This is a genomic window from Nonomuraea basaltis (assembly GCF_005893125.1).
In the GTDB taxonomy this organism is placed as follows: Bacteria; Actinomycetota; Actinomycetes; order Streptosporangiales; family Streptosporangiaceae; genus Nonomuraea; species Nonomuraea basaltis.
The window spans coordinates 25,289-51,531 of sequence record NZ_VCJS01000054.1 but is presented as its reverse complement, the minus strand read 5'-3'; the positions used below and the strand labels follow the sequence as shown (position 1 = coordinate 51,531).

25 protein-coding genes are annotated in these 26,243 nt (G+C 70.0%); 11 read left to right on the top strand and 14 right to left on the bottom strand.

What is annotated here, in order from left to right; genetic code table 11:
- Positions 1-151: 151 nt before the first annotated feature.
- Positions 152-634, top strand: coding sequence for a GtrA family protein (locus tag EJK15_RS25240; RefSeq protein WP_138712935.1), 483 nt, complete (start codon positions 152-154; stop codon positions 632-634).
- On the opposite strand, the gene EJK15_RS25235 is transcribed toward EJK15_RS25240, so the two are convergent.
- The 3 genes from EJK15_RS25235 to EJK15_RS25225 form a co-directional block, all read right to left on the bottom strand.
- Entirely contained in the window at positions 618-1,895 is a 1,278-nt protein-coding gene (locus EJK15_RS25235) for an ATP-binding protein (protein ID WP_138712934.1), read from the bottom strand. The two genes, EJK15_RS25240 and EJK15_RS25235, sit on opposite strands and share 17 nt — an antisense overlap.
- A 4-nt stretch (positions 1,896-1,899) precedes the next feature.
- A complete protein-coding gene (locus EJK15_RS25230; protein WP_012888073.1) occupies positions 1,900-2,568 on the bottom strand; it encodes a response regulator transcription factor in 669 nt (222 codons plus the stop codon).
- A 173-nt stretch (positions 2,569-2,741) separates the two neighbouring features.
- Complete coding sequence (locus EJK15_RS25225) at positions 2,742-3,023, bottom strand: hypothetical protein (RefSeq protein WP_138712933.1); 282 nt, start codon at positions 3,021-3,023, stop codon at positions 2,742-2,744.
- 395 nt (positions 3,024-3,418) lie between these two features.
- Between EJK15_RS25225 and EJK15_RS25220 the strand changes: the two genes are divergently transcribed.
- Positions 3,419-4,471, top strand: a complete 1,053-nt coding sequence (locus tag EJK15_RS25220; RefSeq protein ID WP_138712932.1) for a methyltransferase domain-containing protein — start codon at positions 3,419-3,421, stop codon at positions 4,469-4,471.
- A 175-nt stretch (positions 4,472-4,646) separates the two neighbouring features.
- Positions 4,647-6,926 (top strand): glycoside hydrolase family 95 protein, encoded by a 2,280-nt coding sequence (locus tag EJK15_RS25215; RefSeq protein WP_138712931.1) that lies wholly within the window; start codon positions 4,647-4,649, stop codon positions 6,924-6,926.
- A gap of 22 nt (positions 6,927-6,948) precedes the next feature.
- On the opposite strand, the gene bfr is transcribed toward EJK15_RS25215, so the two are convergent.
- From bfr to EJK15_RS25180, 7 genes are all read right to left on the bottom strand, one after another.
- Positions 6,949-7,434, bottom strand: a complete 486-nt coding sequence (gene bfr / locus EJK15_RS25210; RefSeq protein ID WP_138712930.1) for a bacterioferritin — start codon at positions 7,432-7,434, stop codon at positions 6,949-6,951.
- Positions 7,435-7,462: 28 nt separating this feature from the next.
- Entirely contained in the window at positions 7,463-7,639 is a 177-nt protein-coding gene (locus EJK15_RS25205; protein ID WP_138712929.1) for a (2Fe-2S)-binding protein, read from the bottom strand.
- A gap of 139 nt (positions 7,640-7,778) precedes the next feature.
- Complete coding sequence (locus tag EJK15_RS25200; RefSeq protein WP_138712928.1) at positions 7,779-8,399, bottom strand: MBL fold metallo-hydrolase; 621 nt, start codon at positions 8,397-8,399, stop codon at positions 7,779-7,781.
- Complete coding sequence (locus EJK15_RS25195) at positions 8,400-9,485, bottom strand: S-(hydroxymethyl)mycothiol dehydrogenase (RefSeq protein ID WP_138712927.1); 1,086 nt, start codon at positions 9,483-9,485, stop codon at positions 8,400-8,402.
- Between the two features lie 15 nt (positions 9,486-9,500).
- Complete coding sequence (locus EJK15_RS25190) at positions 9,501-10,466, bottom strand: adenylate/guanylate cyclase domain-containing protein (RefSeq protein ID WP_138712926.1); 966 nt, start codon at positions 10,464-10,466, stop codon at positions 9,501-9,503.
- Positions 10,463-10,978 carry a PH domain-containing protein gene (locus EJK15_RS25185; protein WP_138712925.1) on the bottom strand — a complete coding sequence of 172 codons (516 nt, stop codon included), beginning with the start codon at positions 10,976-10,978 and terminating at the stop codon, positions 10,463-10,465. The genes EJK15_RS25190 and EJK15_RS25185 overlap by 4 nt, the downstream gene beginning before the upstream one ends.
- Positions 10,979-11,047: 69 nt before the next feature.
- On the bottom strand, positions 11,048-11,869 hold the full coding sequence (locus EJK15_RS25180) for a biotin--[acetyl-CoA-carboxylase] ligase (RefSeq protein WP_138712924.1): 822 nt from the start codon (positions 11,867-11,869) through the stop codon (positions 11,048-11,050).
- Positions 11,870-11,902: 33 nt separating this feature from the next.
- On the opposite strand from EJK15_RS25180, the gene EJK15_RS70840 reads away from it, so the two are divergent.
- Positions 11,903-12,061, top strand: a complete 159-nt coding sequence (locus EJK15_RS70840) for a hypothetical protein (RefSeq protein ID WP_171074517.1) — start codon at positions 11,903-11,905, stop codon at positions 12,059-12,061.
- Positions 12,058-12,897, top strand: coding sequence for a formate dehydrogenase accessory sulfurtransferase FdhD (gene fdhD / locus EJK15_RS25175; protein ID WP_138712923.1), 840 nt, complete (start codon positions 12,058-12,060; stop codon positions 12,895-12,897). Before EJK15_RS70840 ends, fdhD begins: the two co-directional genes overlap by 4 nt.
- 38 nt (positions 12,898-12,935) lie before the next feature.
- Here the strand turns inward: fdhD and EJK15_RS25170 are convergent, their stop codons facing one another.
- Positions 12,936-14,759, bottom strand: a complete 1,824-nt coding sequence (locus tag EJK15_RS25170; RefSeq protein WP_138712922.1) for a hypothetical protein — start codon at positions 14,757-14,759, stop codon at positions 12,936-12,938.
- Between the two features lie 156 nt (positions 14,760-14,915).
- Between EJK15_RS25170 and EJK15_RS25165 the strand changes: the two genes are divergently transcribed.
- A complete protein-coding gene (locus EJK15_RS25165) occupies positions 14,916-15,995 on the top strand; it encodes an epoxide hydrolase family protein (RefSeq protein WP_138712921.1) in 1,080 nt (359 codons plus the stop codon).
- 1 nt (position 15,996) lies between these two features.
- On the opposite strand, the gene EJK15_RS25160 is transcribed toward EJK15_RS25165, so the two are convergent.
- From EJK15_RS25160 to EJK15_RS25150, 3 genes are all read right to left on the bottom strand, one after another.
- Positions 15,997-18,618, bottom strand: a complete 2,622-nt coding sequence (locus EJK15_RS25160) for a phosphoenolpyruvate carboxylase (RefSeq protein WP_138712920.1) — start codon at positions 18,616-18,618, stop codon at positions 15,997-15,999.
- A 65-nt stretch (positions 18,619-18,683) separates the two neighbouring features.
- A complete protein-coding gene (locus EJK15_RS25155; protein WP_138712919.1) occupies positions 18,684-20,249 on the bottom strand; it encodes a hypothetical protein in 1,566 nt (521 codons plus the stop codon).
- On the bottom strand, positions 20,246-21,097 hold the full coding sequence (locus tag EJK15_RS25150) for an ABC transporter ATP-binding protein (RefSeq protein ID WP_138712918.1): 852 nt from the start codon (positions 21,095-21,097) through the stop codon (positions 20,246-20,248). The genes EJK15_RS25155 and EJK15_RS25150 overlap by 4 nt, the downstream gene beginning before the upstream one ends.
- Before the next feature lie 215 nt (positions 21,098-21,312).
- Between EJK15_RS25150 and EJK15_RS25145 the strand changes: the two genes are divergently transcribed.
- From EJK15_RS25145 to EJK15_RS25125, 5 genes are all read left to right on the top strand, one after another.
- Positions 21,313-22,905 carry an acyl-CoA carboxylase subunit beta gene (locus EJK15_RS25145; protein WP_138712917.1) on the top strand — a complete coding sequence of 531 codons (1,593 nt, stop codon included), beginning with the start codon at positions 21,313-21,315 and terminating at the stop codon, positions 22,903-22,905.
- Positions 22,902-23,111 (top strand): acyl-CoA carboxylase subunit epsilon, encoded by a 210-nt coding sequence (locus tag EJK15_RS25140; protein ID WP_138712916.1) that lies wholly within the window; start codon positions 22,902-22,904, stop codon positions 23,109-23,111. The genes EJK15_RS25145 and EJK15_RS25140 overlap by 4 nt, the downstream gene beginning before the upstream one ends.
- Positions 23,112-23,218: 107 nt before the next feature.
- Positions 23,219-24,160, top strand: a complete 942-nt coding sequence (locus tag EJK15_RS25135; RefSeq protein WP_138712915.1) for an NYN domain-containing protein — start codon at positions 23,219-23,221, stop codon at positions 24,158-24,160.
- A 143-nt stretch (positions 24,161-24,303) separates the two neighbouring features.
- Positions 24,304-25,704: a DNA-3-methyladenine glycosylase 2 family protein gene (locus EJK15_RS25130; protein WP_138712914.1), complete on the top strand. Its 1,401-nt coding sequence runs from the start codon at positions 24,304-24,306 to the stop codon at positions 25,702-25,704.
- Positions 25,701-26,213 (top strand): methylated-DNA--[protein]-cysteine S-methyltransferase, encoded by a 513-nt coding sequence (locus EJK15_RS25125; protein WP_138712913.1) that lies wholly within the window; start codon positions 25,701-25,703, stop codon positions 26,211-26,213. The genes EJK15_RS25130 and EJK15_RS25125 overlap by 4 nt, the downstream gene beginning before the upstream one ends.
- The last annotated feature ends 30 nt before the right edge of the window (positions 26,214-26,243 follow it).

Here is a 26,243-nt window from a genome sequence, read left to right as displayed (position 1 = left end):
GAGTAATCTCCATCTTTCGGAATCGCCGCCCAGAGGGCGATATTTCTAACTGTTCTTTGCGGGGTATGTTCATGAGCCTGACACCGGGCCTCCATCATGGCCGGTACGCTAAGTGGTCCACGCGCGACTAGAGAAGGGACCGAGCAGAGACGTGAGCTTTGTCAGGCGGCTCTACGAGCGGTTCGCGTCCCTTGTCCACGAGCTGGCCAAGTTCGGCAGCATCGGGGCCGTGGCCTTCCTCATCGATCTGGGGTTGCTCAACCTCTGCAGCGTCGTACTGGAATTGGGGCCGCTGACGTCCAAGGTCGCGGCGGCCACGGTCTCCACGACGTTCGCCTACGCGGGCAACCGCTACTGGACCTTCCGGCACCGCGAGCAGAGCGGCCTCCGGCGCGAATACTTCCTGTTCTTCCTGCTCAACGGCATCGCACTGCTCTTCGGAATGCTGACGATCGGCTTCACCACCTACACGCTCAACCTGCACGACACGCTCAGTCTCAACATCGCGAACATCGTGGGCGTCGGGCTCGGCACCCTGTTCCGCTACTGGTCGTACAAGAAGTGGGTGTTCCTGGAGGCCACCGAGCCGATCCCGGTCGAGCTGCCCGAGACCGGGGTCACGCAGGACCGCTGACCACCCGGCTCCTGCCGTCGTCCTCCGCCGGGCGCAGGAAGATGGCGAACGTCGCGGGGCGGCGTCGCACCAGCTCCAGCCGGCCGCCGTCGGCGGCGGCCAGCGCCCGTGCGAGCGTCAGGCCGAGGCCGGTGCCCCCGCCGCCGCTGACGTTCCGTTCGAAGATCTTCGGGGCGATCTCGTCGGCGATGCCCGGGCCCTCGTCCGCGACCTCGATCACCACGTAGTTGTCACCGCTGGTGGTGGTGACGGTGACGGTGCCGCCGCCGTGGCGCAGGGAGTTCTCCAGCAGGGACGCGATCACCTGGCCGAACCCGCCGGTCGTGGCCAACGCCTTCAGACCGCGGGCGCCGTCGAGCCGCAGGGTACGGTGGGCCTCCCGGAAGACCGGCTCCCACTCGGTGACCTGCTGGCCGATCACCTCGTCGATCGCGACCGGCTCGGCCTGGGCGTGGCGCTGGCGGCGGGCCGCGGCCAGCAACTCGTCGATCACAGCGGTGAGCCGCTCGGCCTGGACGATCGCCGCCTCCCCCTCCTCGCGGACCACGTCCGGCTCGTGCGCGGAGGCGACGATCTCCTCCAGGCGCATGGTCAGGCCGGTCAGGGGGGTGCGGAGCTGGTGTGAGGCGTCCGTGGCGAACTCGCGTTCCCTGGTGAGCAGATCGGAGATGCGGGTGGCGCTGCGGTCCAGCACCTGGGCCACGCGGTCCAGCTCGGGAATGCCGTAGCGGTGCTTGCTCGGCCGCGCGTCACCGGAGCCCAGCCGCTCGGCGATCTTCGCCAGGTCCTGCAGGGGCAGCGTCAACCGGCGTGACTGCACGACGGCCAAGCTCACGGCCACCGCCAGGGCGGCGACGGCCAGGGCCACGATGAGGAGCAGGCGAGCCCGTACATCCCGCTCGACCTGATCACGATCACGACTTATCCGGACATAGACGCCGGTGTTGGTCTGGGCATCCTCCGTCATCAGGTGACCGGACGCCGGTGCGGTGCCGACGACGGTCACCCTGAGGGGAGTTCCGCGTTCCCAGATCTGTATATACCTGCCCGGATACTTCTGTTCCAGTTGCTGGGGATCGAGCGGCGTCTCCTGGACGCGGGCGTACTCGACCTCTCCCACGAGTCGTTTGGCTTCCGCCCCGAGCTCCTGAGCCGCCTCGTCGACGATCAGGCGGCTCACCACGACGCCCAGGGGGACCCCCAGCAACAGGACCGCGATTACCGCGACGACCAGCGTGGAGGAGAGCAGTCGACGGCGCATCCGCCTACTCGCGTTCGAACCGGAAGCCGACTCCCCGGACGGTCGTGATGTAACGCGGCTTGGCGGCATCGTCGCCGAGCTTGCGGCGCAGCCAAGAGATGTGCATGTCGAGTGTCTTGGTCGAGCCCCACCAGTTGGTGTCCCACACCTCGCGCATGATCTGCTCGCGGGTGACCACCTTGCCGGCGTCGCGTACGAGCACGCGCAGCAGGTCGAACTCCTTGGTCGTCAGGTGCAGCTCCTTGTCCCCCATCCAGGCGCGCCGGGAGTCCGCGTCGATGCGCACCCCCTGGACGACCGGCGTCTCGGAGGTGCCGCGGCGCAGCAGCGCGCGTACCCGGGCGAGCAGCTCGGCCAGCCTGAACGGTTTCGTGACGTAGTCGTCGGCGCCCGCGTCGAGCCCGACGACCGTGTCGACCTCGTCGACACGGGCAGTGAGTATCAGGACCGGGGTCCCGTGGCCTTCGGCCCGGATCCGGCGTGCCACCTCCAGGCCGTCCATTTCAGGAAGACCAAGGTCAAGAACGATGAGATCGATTCCGCCCGACAGGGCCCTCTCCAGGGCCTGTGGGCCGTCGGGGCTCACCTCGACCTGATAGCCCTCACGGCGTAGCGCACGCGCGAGTGGCTCTGAGATCGAGGTGTCATCCTCGGCGAGAAGTACGCAGGTCATGAAGCGATCGTAGGACCTTAAGCGATCGTTTCCCGGGCACAGCGCGCGGTTTGACTCGTCGTTGACCTATCTATTGACCTGGGCAAACACGGCTAAAGGACGGTTGGTCGTGATTAAATTACCGCGGTCTTCCAGAGGAGATCATCGGCTCATGATTCCCGGAGCCGCGATTCTCAACCCTCTCGAAGGAAGCCGGCCATCGCCTCGACGATTTGCTCGAGGTACGCCGCGTCGGGCAAATGGTACGGATCGTCGAGGACGATCATGCGCGCGGCGCGGCGAAGTGGCGGAGCAGCGAGGCGCGCGGGTCCCGCCGCTTCGACCGTGCCGAACACCCGGAACCTCATCATCGCCCTTTCAGGCCCGTGGCAGCGCTGTGACAGGCGCTCGACAGCCCGGTGTCCGAAGCTGACCGGTGTCTGACGGGTTCGAGCGCGTTCAAGGAGGTACGCCATGCTTGCCAGTCCGTCGCCGCCTGTGGTGACACACTTACCGGTCGATCCCGTACGGCTGAGTCTTCTCCGGCCCGGCGAGACCCGCCCCATCGAGGAGGTGTTCTCCGGGATGTCGGCGCAGTCCCGGCTCCTGCGGTTCATGACGCCCATGCCGCGCCTGACCGGCTCCATGCTGCGGGCCCTCGCCGACCTCCACCCGGACCGTCACGTGGCCGTGGTGGCCCGCCAGGGCCACACCGCCGTGTCCTGCGCCTGCTGGCCAGCCGGGAGGCCGTCACCACGTTCTGTGGCGGTCTCGTCGAGGGACACCTTCCGCTCTGTGTCAAATGACCTTTTCGCCGGGCGGACACCACCGATCCTCGTTCGGGATTAACGGAAAACAAGGGGAGAACATCATGACCACGACCACTGACGAATTCGCCGACCGCCTGTTCAAGGCGGCGCTGGGCACCATCGAGGTGCTCTCGGTGCACATCGGCGACCGGCTGGGCTGGTATCGCGCGCTGGCCGCGCACGGCCCGGCCGACGCGGGGGAACTGACCGCCCGGGCGGGCGGCCACGAGCGGTACGCAAGGGAATGGCTGGAGCAGCAGGCCGCGGCAGGGATCCTGGAGGTCGCCGCGGACGGCCGCTTCGTCCTGCCGAAGGGCGCGGCCGAGGTGCTGACCGACGAGGCCAGCCTGGCCTATCTCGCGCCGCTGGCGCGGATGCTGGCGGGCGCCGCGGTGCAGATGCCCGCCCTCCTGGACGCCTACCGGAGCGGCGGCGGGGTCGGCTGGGCGACGTTCGGGGCGGACGTTCGGGAGTCCCAGGCCGACATGAACCGGCCCTGGTTCGAGCACGCGCTGCCCGACGCCCTCGCCGGGGTGCCCGCTCTCGACGCCGTCCTGCGCCGCCCCGGCGCCCGAATCGCCGACCTCGGCTGCGGCGCGGGATGGTCGTCCATCGCGCTGGCCAGGGCGTACCCGGAGGCCACGGTGCAGGGCGTCGACGTCGACGGGCCGTCCATCGTGCTGGCCGAGCGCAACGCGGCCGCCGCCGGGGTGGGCGACCGCCTCTCCTTCCGCCACAGCGACACCGCGCTCCTCGACGACAGCCGGTTCGACGCCGTCTTCGCCTTCGAGTGCGTACACGACATGGCGCGGCCGGTGGACGCGCTGGCGGCGGCGCGGCGCGCGGTCGCACCCGGCGGGACCGTCGTCATCATGGACGAGGCGGTGGGCGACTCCTTCACGGCGCCCGCGGACGAACTCGAGCGGCTGATGTACGGCTTCAGCCTGCTCATCTGCCTGCCCGACGGGATGAATGACCGGCCGTCGGCGGCGACCGGCACCGTGATGCGGCCGGACACGCTGCGCCGGTACGCGCAGGAGGCAGGCTTCGGCGACATCGCGATCCTGCCGATCCAGGACTTCGGGTTCTGGCGCTTCTACCAGCTGATTCCGTGACCCGCTCGTGGAAGGGCCGTTGCAGCAGGCCGTAGGTGCCGTGCTCGCTCCGACCGCGGCTCGACGGTGACGGGGTGGCGGGCCGCGAGGCTGACCACCGAGCCTGTCACGGCGCTGCCACCGGGCTGCCGGACTTCACCGCGGAGAAGTTCGGAGGTTGTTACCGTGGTGCCCCATGACAGGCTTACCGGCAGACGACCTGACCCTCTGGTACGACCGGCCGGCGACCGACTGGGAGACCGAAGCGCTGCCGATCGGCAACGGGGCGCTCGGCGCGATGGTCTTCGGCGGGACCGACCTGGAGCAGATCCAGTTCAACGAGAAGACGCTGTGGACCGGCGGGCCGGGGTCGCGGCAGGGCTACGACTTCGGCAACTGGACCTCCCCGCGCCCGGAGGCGATCTCCGGGGTGCGCGAGGAGCTCGACCGTGCGGGGCGGATGGCGCCGGAGGAGGTCGCGGCCAGGCTGGGGCAGCCGAAGTCGGGCTTCGGGGCGTACCAGACGTTCGGCGACCTGTGGCTGGACCTGCCCGCGGGCTCCCCTGCCGACTACCGCAGGGAGCTGAGCCTGCGCGAGGCCGTGGCCAGGGTGGGGTACACGGTCGGCGGGGTGCGGCACACGCGCGAGTACTTCGCCAGTCACCCGGGCAACGTGATCGTCGGGCGGATCTCGGCCGATCGGGCGGGCGCGGTGTCCTTCACACTGCGCTGCACGTCGCCGCACGACGACAAGCGGGTCAGCGTCGCGGACGGGCGGCTGACGATGCGCGGGGCGCTCGCGGACAACGGGATGCGGTTCGAGGCCCAGGTGCAGGTGGTCGTGGAGGGCGGCACCCGCACGGACGGAGCCGACCGGATCACGGTGGCCGAGGCCGACAGCGTGGTGTTCGTGCTGTCCGCCGGGACCGACTACGCCCTGGCCTACCCGGCGTACCGGGGCGAAGATCCGCACGCCGCCGTGACGGCCGCCGTGGACAAGGCGGTCGCGCAAGGGTACGACGCGCTCAGGCACTCACACCAGGACGACTGTTCGGCGCTGTTCGACCGGGTGGAGCTGGACCTCGGGCAGGAGATACCGGCGGTGCCGACGGATCGGCTGCTGTCGGCGTACACCGGGGGCGAATCGGCCGCCGATCGGGCGCTGGAGGCGCTGTTCTTCCAGTACGGGCGCTACCTGCTGATCGCCTCCTCGCGGGCCGGATCACTGCCCGCGAACCTGCAGGGCATCTGGAACGACTCCACCAGCCCGGCATGGGCGGGCGACTACCACGTCAACATCAACCTGCAGATGAACTACTGGCCGGCCGAGCAGGCGAACCTGGCCGAGACGGCGCGGCCGTACGACGAATACGTCGAGGCCATGATGGCGCCGGGCAGGCGGACGGCGCGGGAGATGTTCGGGGCCGGCGGGTGGCTGGTGCACAACGAGACGAATCCGTTCGGGTTCACCGGCGTGCACGACTGGGCCACAGCGTTCTGGTTCCCGGAGGCGGCGGCCTGGGTGACGCGGGACCTGTACGACCGCTACCGGTTCAGCGGGGACGTCCGCTACCTACGCGAGACCGCCTATCCGGCGTTGAAGGGGGCGGCGGAGTTCTGGCTGGACACACTGCACACCGACCCGCGCGACGGCACGCTGGTCGTGTCGCCCAGCTACTCGCCCGAGCACGGGGACTTCTCGGCGGGGGCGTCGATGTCGCAGCAGATCGTCTGGGATCTGTTCACGAGCGCCGCGGAGGCCGCGGGCGTCCTGGAGGTGGACGCCGAGTTCCGGACGCGGGTGCTGGACGCGCTGGAGCGGCTGGATCCGGGGCTGCGGATCGGGTCCTGGGGGCAGTTGCAGGAGTGGAAGGCAGACTGGGACGAGCCGGACAACTCCCATCGGCACGTTTCACACCTGTTCGGGCTGCATCCCGGGCGGCAGATCGTCGCGGAAAGCCCCGAGGGCGAGGCCGCCAAGGTCACACTGGCGGCCCGGGGGGACGGCGGCACCGGGTGGAGCAAGGCCTGGAAGATCAACTTCTGGGCGCGGCTGCTCGACGGCGATCACGCGCACCGGATGCTGAGCGAGCTGCTGACGTCCTCGACGCTGGACAATCTGTGGGACACGCACCCGCCGTTCCAGATCGACGGCAACTTCGGGGCCGTCGCGGGCATCGCGGAGATGCTGGTGCAGAGCCAGCACGGGGAGATCCACGTGCTGCCCGCCCTGCCGCCGGCCTGGCCCACGGGGTCGGTGCGCGGGCTGCGGGCCCGCGGTGACGTGACCGTGGACGTCTCGTGGCGCGACGGGGCCGCCGAGAAGATCACGCTGCGTGCGGGGCGTACTGGGGAGATCACGATACGGGCCGCCGGGCAGGTGCACGACGAGCAGGGGGACGAGGTCGGAGGGCGGCGCTCTGGAGACACGCTGAGCTGGGACGCCGAGGCCGGGAGGTCGTACACGATCGGCTGACCAGGGCGTCCCGGGCTCGACGTCAGTCGTCCGCGGACGGCGGCTCGGCGTAGCGGGCCAGGTAGAGCTGCTCGCCGAGGCTCTGGATCAGCGACAGCTCGGTTTCCAGGTAGTCGATGTGGTGCTCCTCGTCCTCGAGGATGTCCTCGAAGATGCGGGCCGAGGTGACGTCGCCCTTCTCGCGCATGAGCTGGATGCCCGGGCGCAGCCGCTGCACCACCGACATCTCCACCTCCAGGTCCGCCCTGAGCTGCTCTTCCACGGTCTGACCGATGTGCAGGGTGCCCAGCCGCTGGTAGTTGGGCAGGCCCTCCAGGAAGAGGATGCGATCGGTGAGGCGCTCGGCGTGGCGCATCTCGTCGATCGATTCTTCGCGGGTGTGCTCGGCGAGTTTCGTGTATCCCCAGTTCGCCTGCATTTTGGCGTGCAGGAAATACTGGTTGATCGCGGTGAGCTCGGCGGTCAACTGCTCGTTGAGCAACTCGATGATCTGCTTGTCGCCCTGCATGTGAACGGGCCCCTTGCTGCTATCCCGGCTATGCGGTCGTCAGTTCTTCAGACCTTTTCAGGATCGCACAGATCTTCCGCACACATCGGGCACAGTCACCACCAGCCCCGGTGGTGTCGCGGACCTGCTTCACGCTGGTCGCCCCGGAGGCGATGCAGTCGTGGACCTCGTTTTCGGTCACAGCACGACAAATGCATACGTACATCCAGGGACGGCCTCTCGCGAAGGTGGGACGCCTTTAGGTAAGGCACACCTAAGATAGCTCACTTTGGTTAGGCTTGCCTACATTGGCTGCGCCACAGTGATGTATCCCTCTGCGAGGGGAAGATTACGGCCAGCCCCTATCAGTGCCCTCGGGTGATCCACTCCTCCAGATGCGGGGCCTCGGCGCCGATCGAGGTCGAGTCGCCGTGGCCGGTGTGCACGACGGTTTCCGCGGGCAGGGTGAGCAGCCGCTTCCTGATCGACTCGATGATCGTGTCGAACGACGAGTACGAGCGGCCGGTCGCCCCGGGGCCGCCCTTGAACAGAGTGTCGCCGCTGAAGACCACGCCGAGCTCCCGCCCGTACACGCAGACCGCGCCGGGCGCGTGGCCGGGCGTGTGCAGGATCTCCAGCGCGATCCCGCCGACCTCGATCCGCTCGCCGTCGGTCAGCGGCTCGTACGGCACCTCGTCGCCGTACTGCTGCTCCCACAGCACCTGGTCGGCGGGGTGGAGCCGGATCGGCGCCCCGGTCTGCTCGGCGAGCGACCGGGCGGCGTTGATGTGGTCGTTGTGCGCGTGGGTGCAGACGATGGCCTTGACCGCGCGCCCGCCCACCCGCTCGGCGATCGCGGCGGCGTCGTGGGCGGCGTCGATGACGACGACCTCGCGGGCGTCGCCGATCAGCCAGACGTTGTTGTCGACGTCCCAGGTGCCGCCGTCGAGCGAGAACGTGCCCGAAGTGATGACGCGATCGATCATCTAGAACGTCACCACCGAACGCAGCACCTCGCCGCGGTGCATCTTGGCGAACGCCTCCTCGACCTGGTCGAGCCCGATCGTCTCGGAGACGAACTTGTCCAGCGGCAGCCGGTTCTGCAGGAACAGGTCGATCAGCATGGGGAAGTCGCGCGACGGCAGGCAGTCGCCGTACCAGCTCGACTTCAGCGAGCCCCCGCGGCCGAACACGTCGAGCAGCGGCAGCTCCAGCGTCATCTCCGGGGTCGGGACGCCTACCAGGACGACCGTGCCGGCCAGGTCGCGGGCGTAGAAGGCCTGCTTGTACGTCTCCGGCCGGCCCACCGCCTCGATGACCACGTCCGCGCCGAAGCCGCCGGTCAGGTCGCGGATCGCCTCTACCGGGTCGCTTTCGCGCGAGTTGACCGTGTGGGTGGCGCCGAAGTCGCGGGCCCAGCCGAGCTTGCGGTCATCCACGTCCACGGCGATGACCTTGGCGGCGCCCGCGAGTGACGCTCCGAGGATCGCGGCGTCCCCGACGCCGCCGCAGCCGATCACGGCCACGCTGTCGCCGCGCGTCACGCCGCCGGTGTTGATCGCCGCGCCGATGCCGGCCATGACGCCGCAGCCCAGTAGGCCCGCGACCTGGGCGGGCGCCTCGGCGGAGACCTTGGTGCACTGGCCGGCGGCGACCAGCGTCTTCTCCAGGAACGCGCCGATGCCCAGCGCGGGCGACAGCTCGGTGCCGTCCTTGAGCGTCATCTTCTGCGCCGCGTTGTGCGTGTTGAAGCAGTACCAGGGGCGGCCGCGCAGACAGGCCCGGCACTGGCCGCAGACCGCGCGCCAGTTGAGGATCACGAAGTCCCCGGGGGACACCTCGGTGACGCCGGGGCCGACCGCCTCGACGACGCCCGCCGCCTCGTGGCCGAGCAGGAACGGGTAGTCGTCGCTGATCCCGCCCTCCCGATAGTGCAGGTCCGTGTGGCAGACCCCGCAGGCCTGCACGGTCACGACCGCCTCACCCGGTCCCGGGTCCGGCACGATGACCGTCTCGAGCGAAACTTCCTGACCCTTGGCTCGGGCGATCACGCCCTGCACTTCGTACGGCATGGCAGCCATCTTGGGTCAGGAGGGTGATCGCCGCAAGACATAGGGCTGCACCACGCCGAGCCCTCTGGCCGGGCGGCGTCTGATCTTGTGGAGTTCGTGGCCGTCCAGCCCTTCGGCCAGCTCCGAGTCCACCAGGACGGTGCCCGGCCGGGCGATCGCGGTGAGCCGGGCGGCCAGGTTGACGGTGGTGCCGAAGACGTCGCCCATCATGGGCACGACCGGGCCGTAGGCCATGCCGACGCGCAGTTCGTCCGTGTCGATCAGGTCGAGCGCGATCGCCGCCGCCTGGGCCGCGGTCGGCGCGGTGAACAGCACCTCGTCGCCCAGTGTCTTGACCAGCCTGGCGCCGTGCGTGGCCACCACGTCGGCGGCCCGCGACTCGAACCCCTCCACCAGCCCGGCCAGCTCGCGCTCGTCCAGCTCCCTGGCCCGCCGGGTGAACGCCACCAGGTCCGCGAAGCCCACCGCCATCGACACGCGGGTCGGCACCAGCTCGTCGTGGCCGTCGGCGAGGGCCAGCAGCCGGGTGCCGGCCGCGGCCAGCTGGGCCCGCCAGACGTGGATCAGCACGTGCTCGAAGTCAGGCAGCAGGCCCTGCGCGGTGTCGAGCGCCTCGGCGAGGTCGCCCCCCGCGGGATCCTTCGGCAGCATCGCGCCCATCATGATCTCGGTCTGCCACTGCGCCAGCCTGGCCGTGGTCTGGCCGAGCGCGCGGGCCATGCGGATGACCGTCTCCTCGTCGAGCAGGCCGCTGTCGAGCATGCTGCGTACCCGGCTCAGGGCACTGACGTCGGCGTCGGTGAACGCCACGGCGTCATCGGCGCGCTGGGCGAACCCCAGCGCCCGCCAGATGCGCCCGGCCAGCTCCTGCGACACGTCGCTCCTGGCCGCGACCTGCGCTCGCGTGTAGCGCGGCGGCAGCCCGAGGAGCAGCCGCTCGATCTCCTCGGCGGTCGGCCGGCCCCGCGGATCCGAGCTCAACGGCCGTCGATCTCGCCGTCCGAGTGATCCTCGACGAGCCTGAACAGGTCGGTCCGGACATCCTGGATCTTCGGGATGTCCCTCAGCACGATCTCCCCTCGCTCGCCGGCGGACTCGACGGTCAGCGTGCCGCAGCCGAGCAGGCGCTCGGGGAACGTCTGGTCGGAGCTGACCGTGTTGACCTTGGCGATCGGGATCTCGTCGGTCGACTTGTTGAGCACGCCTGTGCTGATCGTGAAGCGGTGGGTGGTGAGCACGTAGCCGGTGTTCTTCCACTTCAGGTAGGGCACGAACGACCAGATCGTCAGCAGGACGAGGGCGACGACGACGACGGCGATCCTGGCGTAGAGGGCATTGTCGCCCCAGCTTGCCGGGATGAAGTAGAGCGCGACGCCGGAGGCCGCGGCTATGAGGACCAGCGCGATGAAGGGCGCGATGAGCCGCTTCCAGTGTGGGTGGAAGGATCGGACGCGCCGCTCACCCTGCGTCAGATGATGGTCGGGAAGGGTCATGGCCCAAATCGTGCCACCATCGCCGCCCGGCTGCTACGCCGACGACCCAGTCCGTGGCGCACACATGCCTCAGTCCGTAGCGCGCACATGCACGACGTCCCCCGCGCTCAGCGTGTAGCGCTGGTCCGCGCCCTCCACCTGGAGGTGCCCGGAGTGGTCGATCCCGGTCGCCTTCCCGGTCACCACCTGGTCGCCGGGCAGCTCCACCCTGACCTGGCGGCCGACCGTGGCGCTCGCCGCCAGGTAGGCCGAGCGCAGCCCGGACGCCTCCGCGTCGCCGCCGACCGCCGTCCATTCCCTGTAGTGGGTCTCGATCTCCCTGAGCACGGCCCTGAGCAGCGGATCCCGGTCCACGCAGGCCGCCTCCTCGATGGCCAGCGACGTGGCCGTCTCGACGGGCAGCTCCTCCGGCCTGAGCGACACGTTCAGCCCCATGCCGATGACGACGGCGCCGTCCGCTCGCTCGGCCAGCACGCCGGCCAGCTTGCGCTCGCCGACCAGCAGGTCGTTGGGCCATTTCAGGCGCACGTCGACCTCGGCCAGGCGGCGGACGGCCGAGGCGGCGGCGACGCCGTACATGAGCGGGAGCCAGCCCTGCGTGGCCACCGCGACCTCCGGCCTGAGCAGGATCGAGAACGTCAGCCCCGAGCGGGGCGGCGCCGACCAGGAGCGGCCGAGCCGGCCACGGCCCGCGAGCTGCACCTCCGCCACCAGCACCGCGCCCTCGGCGGCTCCTTCGAGGGCGGCCTCGGCCAGGTCGGCATTGGTGGAGCCGGTGCTCTCGACGACGGTGACGCCCGTCCACAGGGACCCTGGGCGGACCAGGGCGCGGTTGAGCGCCGCCTCGGAGAGGGGCGGGCGTTCGAGGTCGGAGTAGCGGGAGTCGGGCATCCTCCTATCTTTGCAGCGTAGGAAGATGGGGAGATGAGCAGGGAGCGAAGTGAAGGGCCGAGGGACGAGGTCCTTCACGGCCAGGCGCAGATCCACTGGCCGGAGGGCAATGTGCTGCTGGACGAGACCCGCCGATCGCCACAGGCGCGGATCCCCTACTACAACGCGCTCGTCGCTGTGCGGCCGCTGTGAAGACGCGACCAGGACCCACGACCCGCACGCGGATCAGGGAGATCGCCGGATCCGTCGCCACGGACCGCCGCGACGACCTGGCCACGGAGGAGCCGCTGGAGATCCGGCTCACCGCGCCGGACGGCGCCCGCAAGACCGTCGCCATCACCATGCGCACGCCGGGCCACGACTTCGAGCTGGCCGCCGGGTTCCTGCACGGCGAGGGTCTGGTGCGGGCCGGCGAGATCGCGTCGATCGCGTACTGCACCGACGAGGACCTCCCGCCCGAAGCCCGCTACAACACGGTCACCGTACGCCTGCGCGTCCCCATCCCCGACCTGCCCGCGCTCGACCGGCACTTCCTCACCTCCAGCGCGTGCGGCGTCTGCGGCTCGGCCAGCCTCGACGCGCTGCGTGACCGCTGCGTGCCGATCCCCCAGGGCCCGCTGGAGCTCACCCCAGAGCTCCTGTACGGGCTGCCTGACGCCCTGCGCCAGGCCCAGGGGGTGTTCGGCAAGACCGGCGGGCTGCACGCCGCAGGGTTGTTCTCGGCGACCGGCACGATGGTCGGCCTGCGCGAGGACGTGGGACGGCACAACGCGGTCGACAAGCTGGTCGGCTGGTCGGCGCTGGCGGAGCGGCTGCCGCTGGCCGAGCACGTGCTCATGGTCAGCGGCCGGGCCAGCTACGAGATCATGCAGAAGGCGCTGGCCGCGGGCATCCCGGTGGTGTGCGCGGTGTCGGCGCCGTCATCCCTGGCCGTGGACCTGGCCAGGGAGTTCGGTATGACGCTCGTCGGGTTCCTGCGGGGCGAGCGCTGCAACGTGTACGCGGGCCTGGAACGGATCATCGCGTAAGGCGGGCGGATCGTTCACCGGCCGCCCGCCCTACGAGGTCAGTTCTGACAGTGCACGGGGTAGACGGCCTCGATGGCCGGCTTGTTGTGGCTCAGCACCTCGAGTGCCACGACGCCGCTGGTCTTGGTGTGGCGGGTCCAGTGGAAGGCCTGCACCTGCGCGTATCCGCTCTGGCCTACCTTGTGGGTGAAGGGCCCGTCCGGCTTTCCGTCGATGACCCACCGGTAGGTGATCTCGGTTCCGGGGGGCGCGCGGAACGAGCCGTGGACGGTCGGGTACGGCGCCTCGACGCAGTCGCCGTAGTAGGCCACCGGCCAGAACTCGGTGATGCGCACCCCGTCCGGCGAGGGGGTTTGCGGCAGGCACTTCACACTGTAAGGAGCCTCCTTGGCCGGCTTGTTCTGGTTCAGCACCTCGATGCGGGCCACGCCGGTGGTGCTGCTCCTGGCGTTGCTGTACCAGAGGTCGCCGATCGTCTGGTGCCGGCCGGCCTTGACCTGCTTGGTCCTGATCGGGCCCGGCTTGCCGTCCACGACGACGCGGTAGCGGACCTCGGTGTCACGGTCCGTGAGGATCAGCGAGTCCACCCTGAGGCCGATCCCGTTCTCGCACTGGCCCTGGTAGACAGGCGTCAGGATGTGCGGAATGGTCAGCTTCGCGGTCGGCTCGGGGCCCGTCAGGCACTTGTAGGTGTACGTGCGCTCGACTGGCTGGGCCGGGCCGTTCAGGGTCATGAGGCCGAGCGTGTGCGTGCCCTGGGTCTCCTCGGCCCAGGTGGCGTTGACGGCCTGCGACCGGGGCTGCGTGGCTGCGGGGAAGTAGAGGTACTCCTGCTGCCACTGGGTGTTGTCGAGCAGCCACCAGTAGACGACCCTCTGGCCGGGCCCGGCGGGAAGGGTGATGCGGCCGGTGGCCTGGTACGCGATGGGCCCGTCGCAGTATCCCTCGTAGTCGCCCGGCGTGAGGCCGACGATCAGCGGCTCCGGCTTCTGCGCGGGCGGCTCACCGGTCGGCGTGCCCGACGGCGTCGGGCTCGTGGTCGGCGTGCCCGACGGCGTCGGGCTCGTGCTGGGGGTGCCCGACGGCGTCGGCGACGGGCTCGTCGGCGGCTGAGTCGGCTTGCAGGTCACCTGGTAGGCGGCGCGGCCGGAGTCATGGCCGTTCGCGGTGAGGATCTCAACGGCCTTCCAGCCGCTGGTGGAGCTGCCCACGCTCAGCGGCAGCGTGACCTGGCTGCTGCGGGGGCCGCCCGCCGCGAAATAGAGCGACTGGCGCGGACCCTCTCCCGCAGCGCCGTCGATCCACCAGTAGTCGACCTTGGCCGGGGTGCGCGAGACCTGGATGGTGGCGGTGAACGTCACTGTCGTGGGGCAGGCGCCGGTGTAGGTGGCCGGGCTGGCCTTGACGCTCGCCGCGGCGACCAGCGGTTTGCCGGGCGCGTCGGGCATCGGGTGGGAGAAGTCCCACACCGTGGCCGGGCCCGAGCACGTGACGCGGAAGGGGGCCTTGCCGGACAAACCCTTCTTGCCGAGGATCTCGACGGCCTGCCAGCCCGAAATCGTGCGGTCGAAGGTCTGACGATCCTTCACGACCACCTTGCGCGCGCCGTTGACGCGGAAGCTCTTGATGACGCCCTTGCTGCCGTCACCGCGTACCCATCGGTACCGGACGGTTCCCTTGCCCTTGGCCGACACCACGGCGGAGAAACCCACCGTGGTGGGGCAGGCGCCCGACTGCTTGGCCGGGCTCGCCTTGACCTTGGCCACGGCCGCCTTGACGGCGACTGGGGCGGCCGACGCGGGGGAAGCAGCCAGCAAGCCGCCGAGCATCGCGACGCTCAGCAGCAACGCTGTCCTCTTCATGAGGGTCCCTTTCTCTGCATGTAAAGGGCCCCATAGTGACCATGACCACTTGGGGGTCACTTGTGCCTCACTGGTAGCGCAGCTCGGCAGTGGAATAAAGCATTCCGTTCTGCTAAGCTAGAGGAACAGAACGAACCGTTCCGAAAGGGCCGCACCATGAGCATCATCCCCTTCCGCATCGAGATCCCCCAGGCTGACCTCGACGACCTCCAGGCGCGCCTCGCCCTGACCCGCTTCACCGACGAGATCCCCGGCGCCGGCCAGGGCGTCAGCGTCGACAGAGTCAAGCGCCTGATCGGCCACTGGCGCGACGGCTTCGACTGGCGGGCCCAGGAGGCCGGGCTGAACGCGTACCCGCAGTTCACCACCGAGATCGACGGGCAGAACATCCACTTCATCCACGTACGCTCCGACAACCCGAACGCCCTGCCGCTGATCCTCACCCACGGCTGGCCCGGCTCAATCGTCGAATACCTCGACGCCATCGAGCCGCTGAAGCGTCATTTCCACCTGGTCATCCCGTCGCTGCCCGGCTACGGCTTCTCCGGCCCCACCAAGGAGCTGGGCTGGAACAACCTGCGCATCGCCAGGGCCTGGGCCGAGCTCATGGCCCGGCTGGGCTACGAACGCTACGGAGCGGTGGGCAACGACGCCGGCTCGATGATCTCGCCCGAGATCGGCAGGATCGACCCCGAGCACGTGGCCGGGGTGCACGTCACGCAGCTGTTCTCGTTCCCCTCCGGCGACCCGGCCGAGTTCGCGGACCTGAGCGAGGAGGACCAGGCGGGGCTCGCGGTGCTGGACTGGTTCTGGAAGGAGAAGGGCGCCTTCAACGTCCTGCAGTCACAGCAGCCGCAGACTCTCGCCCACGCCGTCGCCGACTCCCCCGCCGGGCTGGTCGGCTGGCTGGCGCAGCTCTTCGACGAGGACCTGGACGACGACTTCGTGCTGACCAACGCCGCGATCTACTGGTTCACCGGGACCGCGGGGTCGGCGCTGCGGTTGTACTGGGAGAACGCCCGCATGGAGCAGCCCAAGCAGCCCACGACCGTGCCGACGGCGCTGGCGATGGGCGAGGGCGACTTCAAGTCCATCCGCCGCTTCGCCGAGCGCGACCACGCCAACATCGTCTCGTGGAAGACGCTGCCGGCCCCGGCGCACGGCCACTACACCGCGCACACCGCGCCCGAGGCGCTCACCTCCGACATCGTCGCGTTCTTCGACGGGCTCCGCTAGCTCAGCCGGTGTTCTGCAGGCCCGCCGCCACCCCGTTGACCGACAACAGCAGGAGCGTGGACAGCCGGTCGCGCTCCTGCTCGGACGGGTTGCCGGTGCGCAGCGCGCGCAGGGCCCGCAACTGCAGGTGTGACAGCGCGTCCACGTACGGGTCGCGGAGCTGGACGGCGCGCGAGAGCACCTTGCGGTTCTCCAGCAGCCGCGTGTGACCCGTCACCTGCAGCACCAGGTCGCGGGTCCGGTCGTACTCCTCCAGCACCTGCCGGGTGAAGTCCTCGCGGCCGCCCAGAGCCAGGTAGCGCTTGGCGATCGAGCGGTCGGTCTTGGCCAGCGACATCTCCGCGTTGTCCAGCATCGCGTTGAACAGCGGCCACTCGGTGTAGGCGGCCCGCAGCTCGTCCAGGGAGCCCACCGAGGCCAGGCCGGCGCCCAGGCCGTACCAGCCGGGGAGGTTGACCCGGGTCTGCGCCCACGCGAACACCCACGGGATCGCCCGCAGGTCGTCGAGCGAGCGCGGCGCGCCCAGGCCGCGGCGGGCCGGACGGGAGCCAAGGCGCAGCGTGCCGATCTCCTCGAGCGGGCTGACCAGGGCGAACCACTCAGGGAAGCCCGGCGCCTCGGTCAGCGCGCGGTACGCATCCTCCGATGCCGTGGCCACCTGCTCGGCCAGGCCCCGGAAGCGCTCGGCGGCGGTCGCGGTGCGGGCGCTCACCGTGGGCGAGGAGGCCAGCAGGACGGCGTTGGTGACTTGCTCCAGGTGGCGGCGGGCGATCGCGATGTGGCCGTAGCGGGCGAAGATGACCTCACCCTGCTCGGTGACCTTGAAGCGGCCCGCGACCGAGCCGGGGGCCTGGGCCAGCACCGCGCGGTTGGCCGGGCCGCCGCCGCGGCCGAGCGCGCCGCCACGGCCGTGGAACATGCGCAGCTTCACGTCGTGCTCGGCGGCCCAGGCGGTCAGCGCCTCCTGCGCCTCGTACAGCCGGAGCGTGGCGGCGGCCGGGCCGAGCTCCTTGGCCGAGTCGGAGTAGCCGAGCATGATCTCCATGCGCCTGCCGGTGGCCGCCAGGCGCTCGCGCACCTGCGGGATCTCCAGCATGCCGGTCAGCACGTGCGGCGAGTTCGCCAGGTCCTGACCGGACTCGAACAGCGGCACCACGTCCAGCACGGGCGCGCGGTTGCCGAGCGCGTGCTGGGCCAGGTCGTAGACGGCCGCGACGTCCTCGGCCGAGCGGGTGAACGAGACCACGTAGCGGGAGCAGGCCGTGACGCCGAACCGCTCCTGGATCCAGCCGATCACCCGGATCGTGGCAAGGACCTCCTCGGTGCGCTCGGACGGCTCGCCGCCGGCCCGCAGCTCCTCCAGCGCGGCCGCGTGGACCTGGGAGTGCTGGCGCACCTCCAGCTCGGCCAGGTGGAAACCGAACGTCTCCACCTGCCAGATGAGGTGCTGCAGCTCGCCGTACGCCTGCCGCGGCGCGGACGCGGCCAGCGACTCCTGCCCCAGCCGCAGGTCGGCCAGCAGCTCGGCCGGCGAGCGGTAGGCGAGATCGAGGTCGCGGCGGTGGGTGGCGGCGATACGCGCGGCCACGAACAGCAGCCACTGCCGGTGCGGCTCACGCGGCGAGCGGGTGGCCAGCTCGGAGACGACCTCGGGGTGCGCGTCCACGGCCGCGGCCAGCGCCGTCTTCAGATCCAGCGAGCAGGGGGCGAACTGGGCGGAGGCGGTGAGCGTGCGGGCGATGCGCGTGCAGGCGGTCTCGAGCGCCGTCAGCACGTGCTCGGCCTGGATCTGGATGGTCTCGCGGGTGACCCTGGCCGTGACGTTCGGGTTGCCGTCGCGGTCGCCGCCGATCCAGCTGCCGTACCGGATGAACGGCCTGGCCTGCGGCGGGCGGGTGCCGGTGCCCTCGTCGAGCGCCGCGTCCAGCGCGCGGTAGACCTGCGGCACCATGCGGAACAGCGTCTCGTCGAAGGCGGCCATGGCGGTGCGCACCTCGTCGAGCGGGTCGAGCTTGGTCGAGCGGAGCTGGGCCGTGCGCCACAGCAGGTCGATCTCCTCCAGCATGCGCCGCTTACTGTCGGCGCGCTCGGAGGCCCCGCGGCCGGGGGTGTTGTACTCGGTGAGCTGGCCGCTGATCCGCTGGATGGCGGTGACGACCGCGCGCCTGCGCGCCTCGGTGGGGTGCGCGGTCAGCACCGGGTGCAGCTCCAGGCCCTCCAGCAGCTCGGCGACGCGATCGTGGCCCAGCTCGTGTACGGCGTGCGCCAGCGACTCCCGCTGCACCCGGCCCTCGGCGTCCCGCTCGCGCAGCGTGCGGATGCGGTAGTGCTCCTCGGCCAGGTTGGCCAGGTGGAAGTAGCACGTGAACGCGCGGGCGACCTGAACGGCCCGCTCGATCTCCCATCCCGCGACCATCTCGCTGATCGCGTCGGCCGAGATCTCGCCCCTGCGCGCCGCGATGACGGCCTTGCGCAGCCGTTCGACGTCGGCCAGCAGATCCTCGCCTCCCTGCTCGGCGAGCACCTGCCCGAGCAGCTTGCCGAGCAGCCGCACATCGTGGCGCAGCTCATCCGGCATCTCGGTCACGGCCGCGCTGCGACGTTCGAGCCCCTGGTCAATCATGTTTCGAAGGGTATCCAGTCCCTCCAAGTGCCCGTAGACCGGTCTCACCCATTGGACTAGACCATTCAGGTGGGCTTCGAGACCGCCGCGACCAGCTCCGGCATCCTGGCGAACCCGATCCTGGCGCCCAGCCGCCGGCCGAGCGCCTCGGCCAGCAGCCCGTAGAACGGCGCCACCACGCACACCCACAAGAACCCGAACAGCAGCGGCACCATGAACGGCAGCGACAGCAGCGCGATGCTGAGCATCGCCCCGATGGAGGAGGCGAACGCCTGCCCGCCCTGCCCGGGAGCGGCGCCGCTGAAGGCGTTCATCCGCTCGGGCACGGTGTAGGGCAGGACGACGCTGGCCACCGAGCCGACGCCGAGCCCGATCCCGAGCGCGCCCCACCCGGCCAGCATCGCCGGCAGGATCGACGCCGGATGGCCGGTGAACACGCCGGTGCCGACGGCGATCACGGCGAGCAGCGGCACCGCGATCAGCGCGCTGGCCAGGTGGCGCCCGGCCAGGTCGGTGGCCAGGCCGCGCTCGGAGCCGAACGTCACGGCGTTCATCCACAGCGAGCGGCCGTCGATGCCGAACGCGTTGCCCGACTGGATGGCGATCATCAGGGCGCCGAGCGTGGTGATGGCGATCGGCACGCCGGGGCCGGGCCCGCCTTCGGCGGTGTTGCCCAGCGAGAACGACAGCACCAGTGTGATCACGATGGCGCTGAACCAGCCCACGCGGAACCTCGGATCGCGCCTGATGTACTTCAGCTCCTTGGTGACCACCGCGGCCAGCGGCCCGTCCGGCACGAGCCGGTCGACCAGGCCGGTCTCCCTGCGAACGGAGGCGGCCTGGGTGGAGACGTCGGGCGTCACCAGCGCGCGGCTCAACGCCTTGATCCACAGCCAGGCGAGCGCCGCCACGAGCAGCGCCAGGAACGCGAGCTCGGCCAGCCCGATCAGGCCGCCGTCCGCGATCGCGTGCGCGGCCATGCCGGGCGGGGTCCACCTGAGCACGGCCGCCATCTGGTGCAGCATCGCCACCGGGTCGCCGAAGCCGCGGTTGATCACCAGATTGGGCAGCTGCGCGAGCACCACCACGAGCAGGGCGGCCACGGCCAGGACGTCACGGCCGCGACGGGTGCGCAACGCGCTGGACAGCGACGTGGTGATCAGCCGCGACGTCACCACGCAGAGCGCGAACTGCAGCAGCACGGCGGGCACCCCGAGCAGGACGCCGCCGGCGCTCGCCGGGAGGGCGACCAGGGCGCCGAACGTGACGATCAGCATCGCGGCGGGCCAGACGCCGGTCACGGACGCGGTGAACATGCCGACCGCCAACCGGCGCGTCCGCAGCGGGAACAGCGACAGCTTGGCGGGATCGAGCGTGTCGTCGAGGCCGAACGCGAGCAACGGCACGATCATCCAGCTGAACAGGAAGAACGCGAATAAGACGATCACGAGCGAGGCTGCGATGCCGGGGGGCGCCAGCCGGAGCAGGCTCATCAGGAAGAAGCCGAGCGCGGCCAGGCCGGTGGCGATGACCATGGTGAAGATGAAGCCCAGCTTGCGCTGGAGGTCGCCGCGCAGGTTGCCGGCCAGCAGCCGGATCTTGAGCTGCGCGAACAGCGCCACCGTGCTCACTGGCGGTCCCCGGGCTCGGCGGCGCGCACGGATGCCTGCTCGGACCCGGCTGAACTCACCGGCGGCTGCTCCGATCCTGCGCCGGCCGGCTTGGCGCCCAGCCAGGTCAGGCCCGCGTCGCGGCTCTGCGGCGAGCCGCCGACCAGCTCCAGGAACGCCTGGTTGAGGCTGCGGCCGTCGCGCACCTGCTCCAGCGGCCCCTGCGCCACGATGTGGCCCGCGCTCATCACCGACACCCAGTCGCAAAGCCGCTCGACCAGGTCCATGACGTGGCTGGAGAAGATGACGGTCGAGCCGGACGCGGTGAAGCGCTGGAGCACCACCGTCAGCGTGTTGGCGCTGACCGGGTCGACGCCCTCGAACGGCTCGTCCAGGAACAGCACCGACGGATTGTGCAGCAGCGCGGCCGCCAGGCCGATCTTCTTGCGCATGCCGGTGGAGTAGTCGACGACGAGCTTGTCGGCCGCGCCGGCCAGGTCCATCACGGCCAGCAGCTCGCCCGCCCGCTGCTCGACCTCGCTCTTGGGGATGCCGCGCAGCCGCCCGGCGTAGAGCAGCAGCTCGCGGCCCGACAGCCGCTCGAACAGCCGCAGCCCCTCGGGCAGCACCCCGATCCTGGCCTTGATCTCGACGGGATCGCGCCAGACATGGAATCCGTCCACCTGGGCCGAGCCGCCGTCGGGGCGGAGCAATCCGGTGATCATGCTGAGCGTGGTCGTCTTACCGGCGCCGTTGGGGCCCACCAGGCCCGCGAAACTGCCGGCGGGAACCACGAGATCGACTCCCGCCACCGCGACTTGCCGGCCGTACCTCTTGAACAGGTCATGGGTGCGAACCGCATCCGTCATGGAACCAATCTATGGGGAGGGGCTAGCCTTGCGCGCATGGCGGAGTGAGCCCGACGCAGTGAGCGGAGTGGAGGCCCGACGCAGGAGGGACTCCGCGGAGCGAATGAGGAGTGGCGAGCGACCAATGAGCACGGAGTGAGCCCGACGCAGTGAGCGGAGTGGAGGCCCGACGCAGGAGGGACTCCGCGGAGCGAATGAGGAGTGGTGAACGACCAATGAGCACGGCAGCTGCGGAGCCGATGCCGGAGAAGCCGGACATCCATACGACTGCAGGGAAGATCGCCGACCTGGAGCGGCGGCTCGACGAGGCCGTGCACGCGGGGTCCGCGGCCGCGGTGGAGAAGCAGCACGCCAAGGGCAAGATGACCGCCAGGGAGCGGGTGCTCGCGCTGCTGGACGAGGGCTCGTTCGTGGAGTTCGACGGGTTGGCCGGGCACCGGTCCACGATGTTCGGGCTGGAGAAGCGGCGGCCGTACGGAGACGGCGTGATCACCGGCCACGGCACCGTCGACGGGCGTCAGGTGTGCGTGTTCTCGCAGGACGTGACCGTGTTCGGCGGCTCACTGGGCGAGGTGTACGGCGAGAAGATCGTCAAGGTGCTCGACCTGGCGCTCAAGACCGGCTGCCCGATCATCGGGATCAACGAGGGCGGCGGCGCGCGCATCCAGGAGGGTGTGGTCGCGCTCGGCCTCTACGCGGAGATCTTCAAGCGCAACGTGCACGCCTCTGGTGTGATCCCGCAGATCTCGCTCATCATGGGCGCCGCGGCCGGCGGGCATGTCTACTCCCCCGCGCTGACCGACTTCATCGTGATGGTGGACCAGACGTCGCAGATGTTCATCACGGGCCCGGACGTGATCAAGACCGTGACGGGCGAGGAGGTCACGTTCGAGGAGCTCGGCGGGGCCCACACGCACAACACCAAGTCGGGCGTGGCCCACTACCAGGCCGCCGACGAGGACGACGCGCTCGACTACGTCAAGGCACTGCTGTCGTACCTGCCGTCGAACAACCTCGACGAGGCGCCGATCTTCGAGGCCGCCGCCGACCTGGAGCCGGATCCCGAGCTTGACGAGCTGATCCCGGACTCGGCGAACCAGCCGTACGACATGCACCAGGTGATCGAGCACGTGCTGGACGACGGGGAGTTCCTGGAGGTCCACGCGCTGTTCGCGCCGAACATCGTGGTCGGGTACGGCCGGGTGGACGGCCAGCCGGTCGGGGTCGTCGCGAACCAGCCCATGCATTTCGCCGGATGTCTGGATATCAACGCATCCGAGAAGGCCGCGAGATTTATTCGAACATGTGATGCGTTTAATATTCCAATACTGACTTTTGTAGATGTACCGGGTTTCCTTCCCGGCACCGATCAGGAATGGAACGGAATCATCCGGCGCGGCGCCAAGCTCCTGTACGCCTACGCCGAGGCCACCGTGCCGCTGATCACGGTGATCACCCGCAAGGCGTACGGCGGCGCGTACGACGTCATGGGGTCCAAGCACCTCGGCGCGGACGTCAACCTGGCCTGGCCCACGGCGCAGATCGCGGTCATGGGCGCACAGGGCGCGGTCAACATCCTCTACCGGCGCGAGCTGGCCGCCGCCGGCGATCCCGACGCCGAGCGCGCCAGGCTCGTCACCGAGTACGAGGACACGCTGGCCAACCCGTACATCGCGGCCGAGCGCGGTTACGTGGACGCGGTGATCCGCCCGTCGGAGACCCGGCCCCAGGTCGTCAGGGCGCTGCGGGCCCTCAGGAACAAGCGGGCGACGCTCCCGCCGAAGAAGCATGGGAACATCCCGCTATGACGCCACATATGCGCGTTGTCCGGGGCGATGCCACGCCCGAGGAGATCGCCGCGTTGGTGACCGCGATCGCCACGCGACGCAGCTCCCACGCCGAACCGGAGGCGCCTCCCGTACCGCGCAGACAAAGGTGGCGAAACCCAGCCAGAGGTATGCGTAACCCTGTCGTCCCAGGGAAGTCGGCATGGCGGATGAGCGCCCTACCCTAGATAGATCCTGGGAATCGGGTGTCAAGTTCCCTGGGAGTTGGGACTATCTAGAGAAAGTAGGCGTATATAGTCAGCCGATCAACTAACACCGCGGCCTGGAGGACGACATGGCCATCCCAGACCTCATGCCGCATCCTGTGGCAGCCAAGTACGCCGTCCTAGTGGATGTCGGTTATCTGTACGCTGCGGCAGGTGAAGTGCTGCTCGGCGCGAAGGAGCGCAAGGAATATCGGGTGGCCGCCGATGAGCTCATCCAGAGTCTACAGAAACATGCAGAGGAACGTATTTCCGGCGAACTTCTGCGGATCTATTGGTATGACGCAGCCCGTGACCGCGTGCCCACCGTCGACCAGAGGGTCATCGCTCAGCTCCCTTGGGTCAAGGTCCGACTTGGCAACCTGAACGCCCGTGGCCAGCAGAAAGGCGTGGACGCGCAGATCAGGAGCGATCTGGAGGCACTGGCCAGGCATCATGCGGTCACCGACACGATCCTGCTGGCAGGCGATGAGGACATGGTTCCGGCGGTCGAGGCGGCTCAGGCGTACGGCGTGCGCATCCACTTGTGGGGCGTCGAGCCGCCGTACGGCACCAACCAGGCCGAGCGCCTGGTGTGGGAGTCGGACACTGTCGAAGTGATCTCCGCTGATTTCCTGAGGCCCTTTTTCAGCCGTGCTCCCCAGCCCGTCCCGGTCACTCCACCCGCCGCCGCTCCCTCGCCCGCCCAGGTGTTCGCCGGGCGCGCACCCGTCAAGCCGCACGCCAAGCCGGGGCAGGTGGCCAAGCTCGGGCCGAGCCGGCCACGCGTGGAGGACGTGGGCGAGCACGTGGCGCAGAAGTGGATACTCACCCGCGGCCGCGACAACATCCGCGACCTGCTGCCCGGGCCGATCCTGCCGACCGTGATCGACACCGAGCTGCTGATCGAGGCGGAGAAGGAGCTCGGCCACTCGCTGCGGCCGTTCCCGGAGGCCCGGGTGTGGCTGCGCGACGGCTTCTGGGCGCGCGTTTATCGCGAGTTCGACCTGGGGGTGGGCGTCTCATCGAAGTAGGGCCCGTCCAGGAGCGCGGGCACCCCTGAGAATCGATGTCCGATTCCCGCCGGTCGCCCGCCATCACCTGCTGACCTGGCGTTTGACCTTGGCGTCCGATTTCCGCCAGTCAGCACGCCTGGGGAGCGCATACCGTCGGAGGCATGTCACCACTCGAGCTCGACTTCGACTCCTGCTACCGGGCCGCCTCGGCCAGGGACGCCCGGTTCGACGGGCGGTTCTACACGGCGGTGACCACGACGCGCATCTACTGCCGGCCGATCTGCCCGGCCCGTACGCCGGCATCCCGCAACGTGCGCTTCTACCGGCACGCGGCGTCGGCCGAGGCCGCCGGGTTCCGGCCGTGCAAGCGCTGCCGTCCCGAGCTCTCCCCCGGTGACCCCGGCTGGGACGTGCGCGGCGACCTCATCGGCCGCGCTCTGCGGCTCATCGACGACGGCGCGGCCGACGATCAGGGCGTCGCGGGGCTGGCCAGGCGGCTGCACATCACCGAGCGGCACCTGCACCGGCTGTTCGTGGCCGAGCTGGGCGTCGGGCCGCTGGCGGTGGCGCGGACGAAGCGGCTGCTGCTGGCCAAGCAGCTGCTGACGGAGACGGGGCTGCCGGTGACGGAGGTGGCGTTCGCGGCGGGGTTCGGGAGCGTACGGCAGTTCAACGCGACGATGCGGGAGACGTACGGCTTCACGCCGAGCGAGCTGCGGGCCACGGCGGGGCGGCTCCAGGTCGCGGACGTGGCGGGCCCGGCGGCGCTGCGGCTCCGGCTGCACCGGCGGGAGCCGTACGACGTGGAGGGGGTCTTCGCGTTCCTGGCCTCCCGGGCGATTCCGGGGCTCGAGGTGGCGGATCAGACGTCCTACGCGCGAGCCGTACCAGGTGGGACGATCACGCTCACTCCGCGACAGAACCACATAATCCTGGACGTCGCGGTGGACGACACCCGGCAGCTCGCCCGCGTCGTGGCCCGCTGCCGCCGCCTCCTCGACCTGGACGCCGATCCCGACGCCATCTCCGAGATCCTCGGCCAGACCTCGCTGGCCTCGCTCGTCGAGGCCCGGCCGGGGTTGCGGGTGCCGGGGACGTTCGACGGGTTCGAGCTGGCCGTGCGGGCGGTCGTGGGGCAGCAGATCTCGGTGGCGGGCGCCCGTACCCTGCTCGGCCGCATCGTCGCCAGGGCCGCCGCACCCGAGAGCCTCTTCCCCACCCCGGCCCAGCTGCTGGAGACCGACCTCACCGGCCTGGGCCTGACCAACCGCAGGATCGACACGCTCAAGGACCTGGCGGCGCGCCTGGCAGAGGGCCGCATCGACCTGGACGGCGGGCAGGATCCCGCGGAGGCGGTGGCCGAGCTGCTCGAGGTTCCCGGCATCGGGCCGTGGACGGCCAGCTACATCGCGCTGCGTGCGCTCCGCGACCCCGACGCCTGGCCCGCGGGCGACCTCGTGCTCAAGAAGCGCATGGCCGCCCTGGGCATTCCGGACGACCACATCGAGCGGTGGCGGCCCTGGCGGGCCTACGCCGCGCTACACCTTTGGAGCTCATCATGATCGCTGCTCAGCTCGTACCGACTCCCGTGGGGCCGCTGGCGCTGCTGGCCCGCGAGGGGGCGCTGGTCGCGGCCGGCTTCACGGCCGAGCCCAAGGAGATGTTCATACGACTCACGCCCGCGCTGCAGGCGGAGGGGCTGGACGTAGTGGACGATCTCGGAGCCGCGTCGGAGGCCGCCCGGGCGTACCTGTCGGGCGACCTGGACGCCCTGGACGCCATCCTGGTCTCCCAGCCAGGCACGCCTACGCGCAAGCGGCTGTATGCGGCGTTGCGCGAGGTCAAGGCGGGGACGACCGTCTCGTATGCGGAGCTCGCCGAGCGGGCCGGGCTGCCGAAGACGGCGGCGCGGGCCGCCGGGTCGGCCTGCGCGCAGAACCTGATCGCGCCGTTCGTGCCTTGTCATCGGGTGCTGCCCAGTGGCGGGGGATATGGCGGGTATTACTACGGCGTACCGGTCAAGGAGTGGCTACTTGCCCACGAATCCGGAGGAATAGCCAACGCAGAGTAACCGAAGTCGGCCGACGGGACGGGTGGCACA

Coding starts and splice junctions, on each gene's coding strand:
- EJK15_RS25235 (WP_138712934.1), bottom strand. CDS start 1,895: ATGCGCCGTCGACTGCTCTCCTCCACGCTGGTCGTCGCGGTAATCGCG.
- EJK15_RS25135 (WP_138712915.1), top strand. CDS start 23,219: ATGGCCATCCCAGACCTCATGCCGCATCCTGTGGCAGCCAAGTACGCC.
- EJK15_RS25150 (WP_138712918.1), bottom strand. CDS start 21,097: ATGACGGATGCGGTTCGCACCCATGACCTGTTCAAGAGGTACGGCCGG.
- EJK15_RS25145 (WP_138712917.1), top strand. CDS start 21,313: ATGAGCACGGCAGCTGCGGAGCCGATGCCGGAGAAGCCGGACATCCAT.
- EJK15_RS25225 (WP_138712933.1), bottom strand. CDS start 3,023: ATGGCGTACCTCCTTGAACGCGCTCGAACCCGTCAGACACCGGTCAGC.
- EJK15_RS25195 (WP_138712927.1), bottom strand. CDS start 9,485: ATGCCGTACGAAGTGCAGGGCGTGATCGCCCGAGCCAAGGGTCAGGAA.
- EJK15_RS25215 (WP_138712931.1), top strand. CDS start 4,647: ATGACAGGCTTACCGGCAGACGACCTGACCCTCTGGTACGACCGGCCG.
- EJK15_RS25230 (WP_012888073.1), bottom strand. CDS start 2,568: ATGACCTGCGTACTTCTCGCCGAGGATGACACCTCGATCTCAGAGCCA.
- EJK15_RS25220 (WP_138712932.1), top strand. CDS start 3,419: ATGACCACGACCACTGACGAATTCGCCGACCGCCTGTTCAAGGCGGCG.
- EJK15_RS25125 (WP_138712913.1), top strand. CDS start 25,701: ATGATCGCTGCTCAGCTCGTACCGACTCCCGTGGGGCCGCTGGCGCTG.
- EJK15_RS25170 (WP_138712922.1), bottom strand. CDS start 14,759: ATGAAGAGGACAGCGTTGCTGCTGAGCGTCGCGATGCTCGGCGGCTTG.
- EJK15_RS25205 (WP_138712929.1), bottom strand. CDS start 7,639: ATGTACGTATGCATTTGTCGTGCTGTGACCGAAAACGAGGTCCACGAC.
- EJK15_RS25180 (WP_138712924.1), bottom strand. CDS start 11,869: ATGCCCGACTCCCGCTACTCCGACCTCGAACGCCCGCCCCTCTCCGAG.
- EJK15_RS25140 (WP_138712916.1), top strand. CDS start 22,902: ATGACGCCACATATGCGCGTTGTCCGGGGCGATGCCACGCCCGAGGAG.
- EJK15_RS70840 (WP_171074517.1), top strand. CDS start 11,903: ATGAGCAGGGAGCGAAGTGAAGGGCCGAGGGACGAGGTCCTTCACGGC.
- EJK15_RS25185 (WP_138712925.1), bottom strand. CDS start 10,978: ATGACCCTTCCCGACCATCATCTGACGCAGGGTGAGCGGCGCGTCCGA.
- EJK15_RS25130 (WP_138712914.1), top strand. CDS start 24,304: ATGTCACCACTCGAGCTCGACTTCGACTCCTGCTACCGGGCCGCCTCG.
- EJK15_RS25200 (WP_138712928.1), bottom strand. CDS start 8,399: ATGATCGATCGCGTCATCACTTCGGGCACGTTCTCGCTCGACGGCGGC.
- bfr (WP_138712930.1), bottom strand. CDS start 7,434: ATGCAGGGCGACAAGCAGATCATCGAGTTGCTCAACGAGCAGTTGACC.
- EJK15_RS25165 (WP_138712921.1), top strand. CDS start 14,916: ATGAGCATCATCCCCTTCCGCATCGAGATCCCCCAGGCTGACCTCGAC.
- EJK15_RS25160 (WP_138712920.1), bottom strand. CDS start 18,618: ATGATTGACCAGGGGCTCGAACGTCGCAGCGCGGCCGTGACCGAGATG.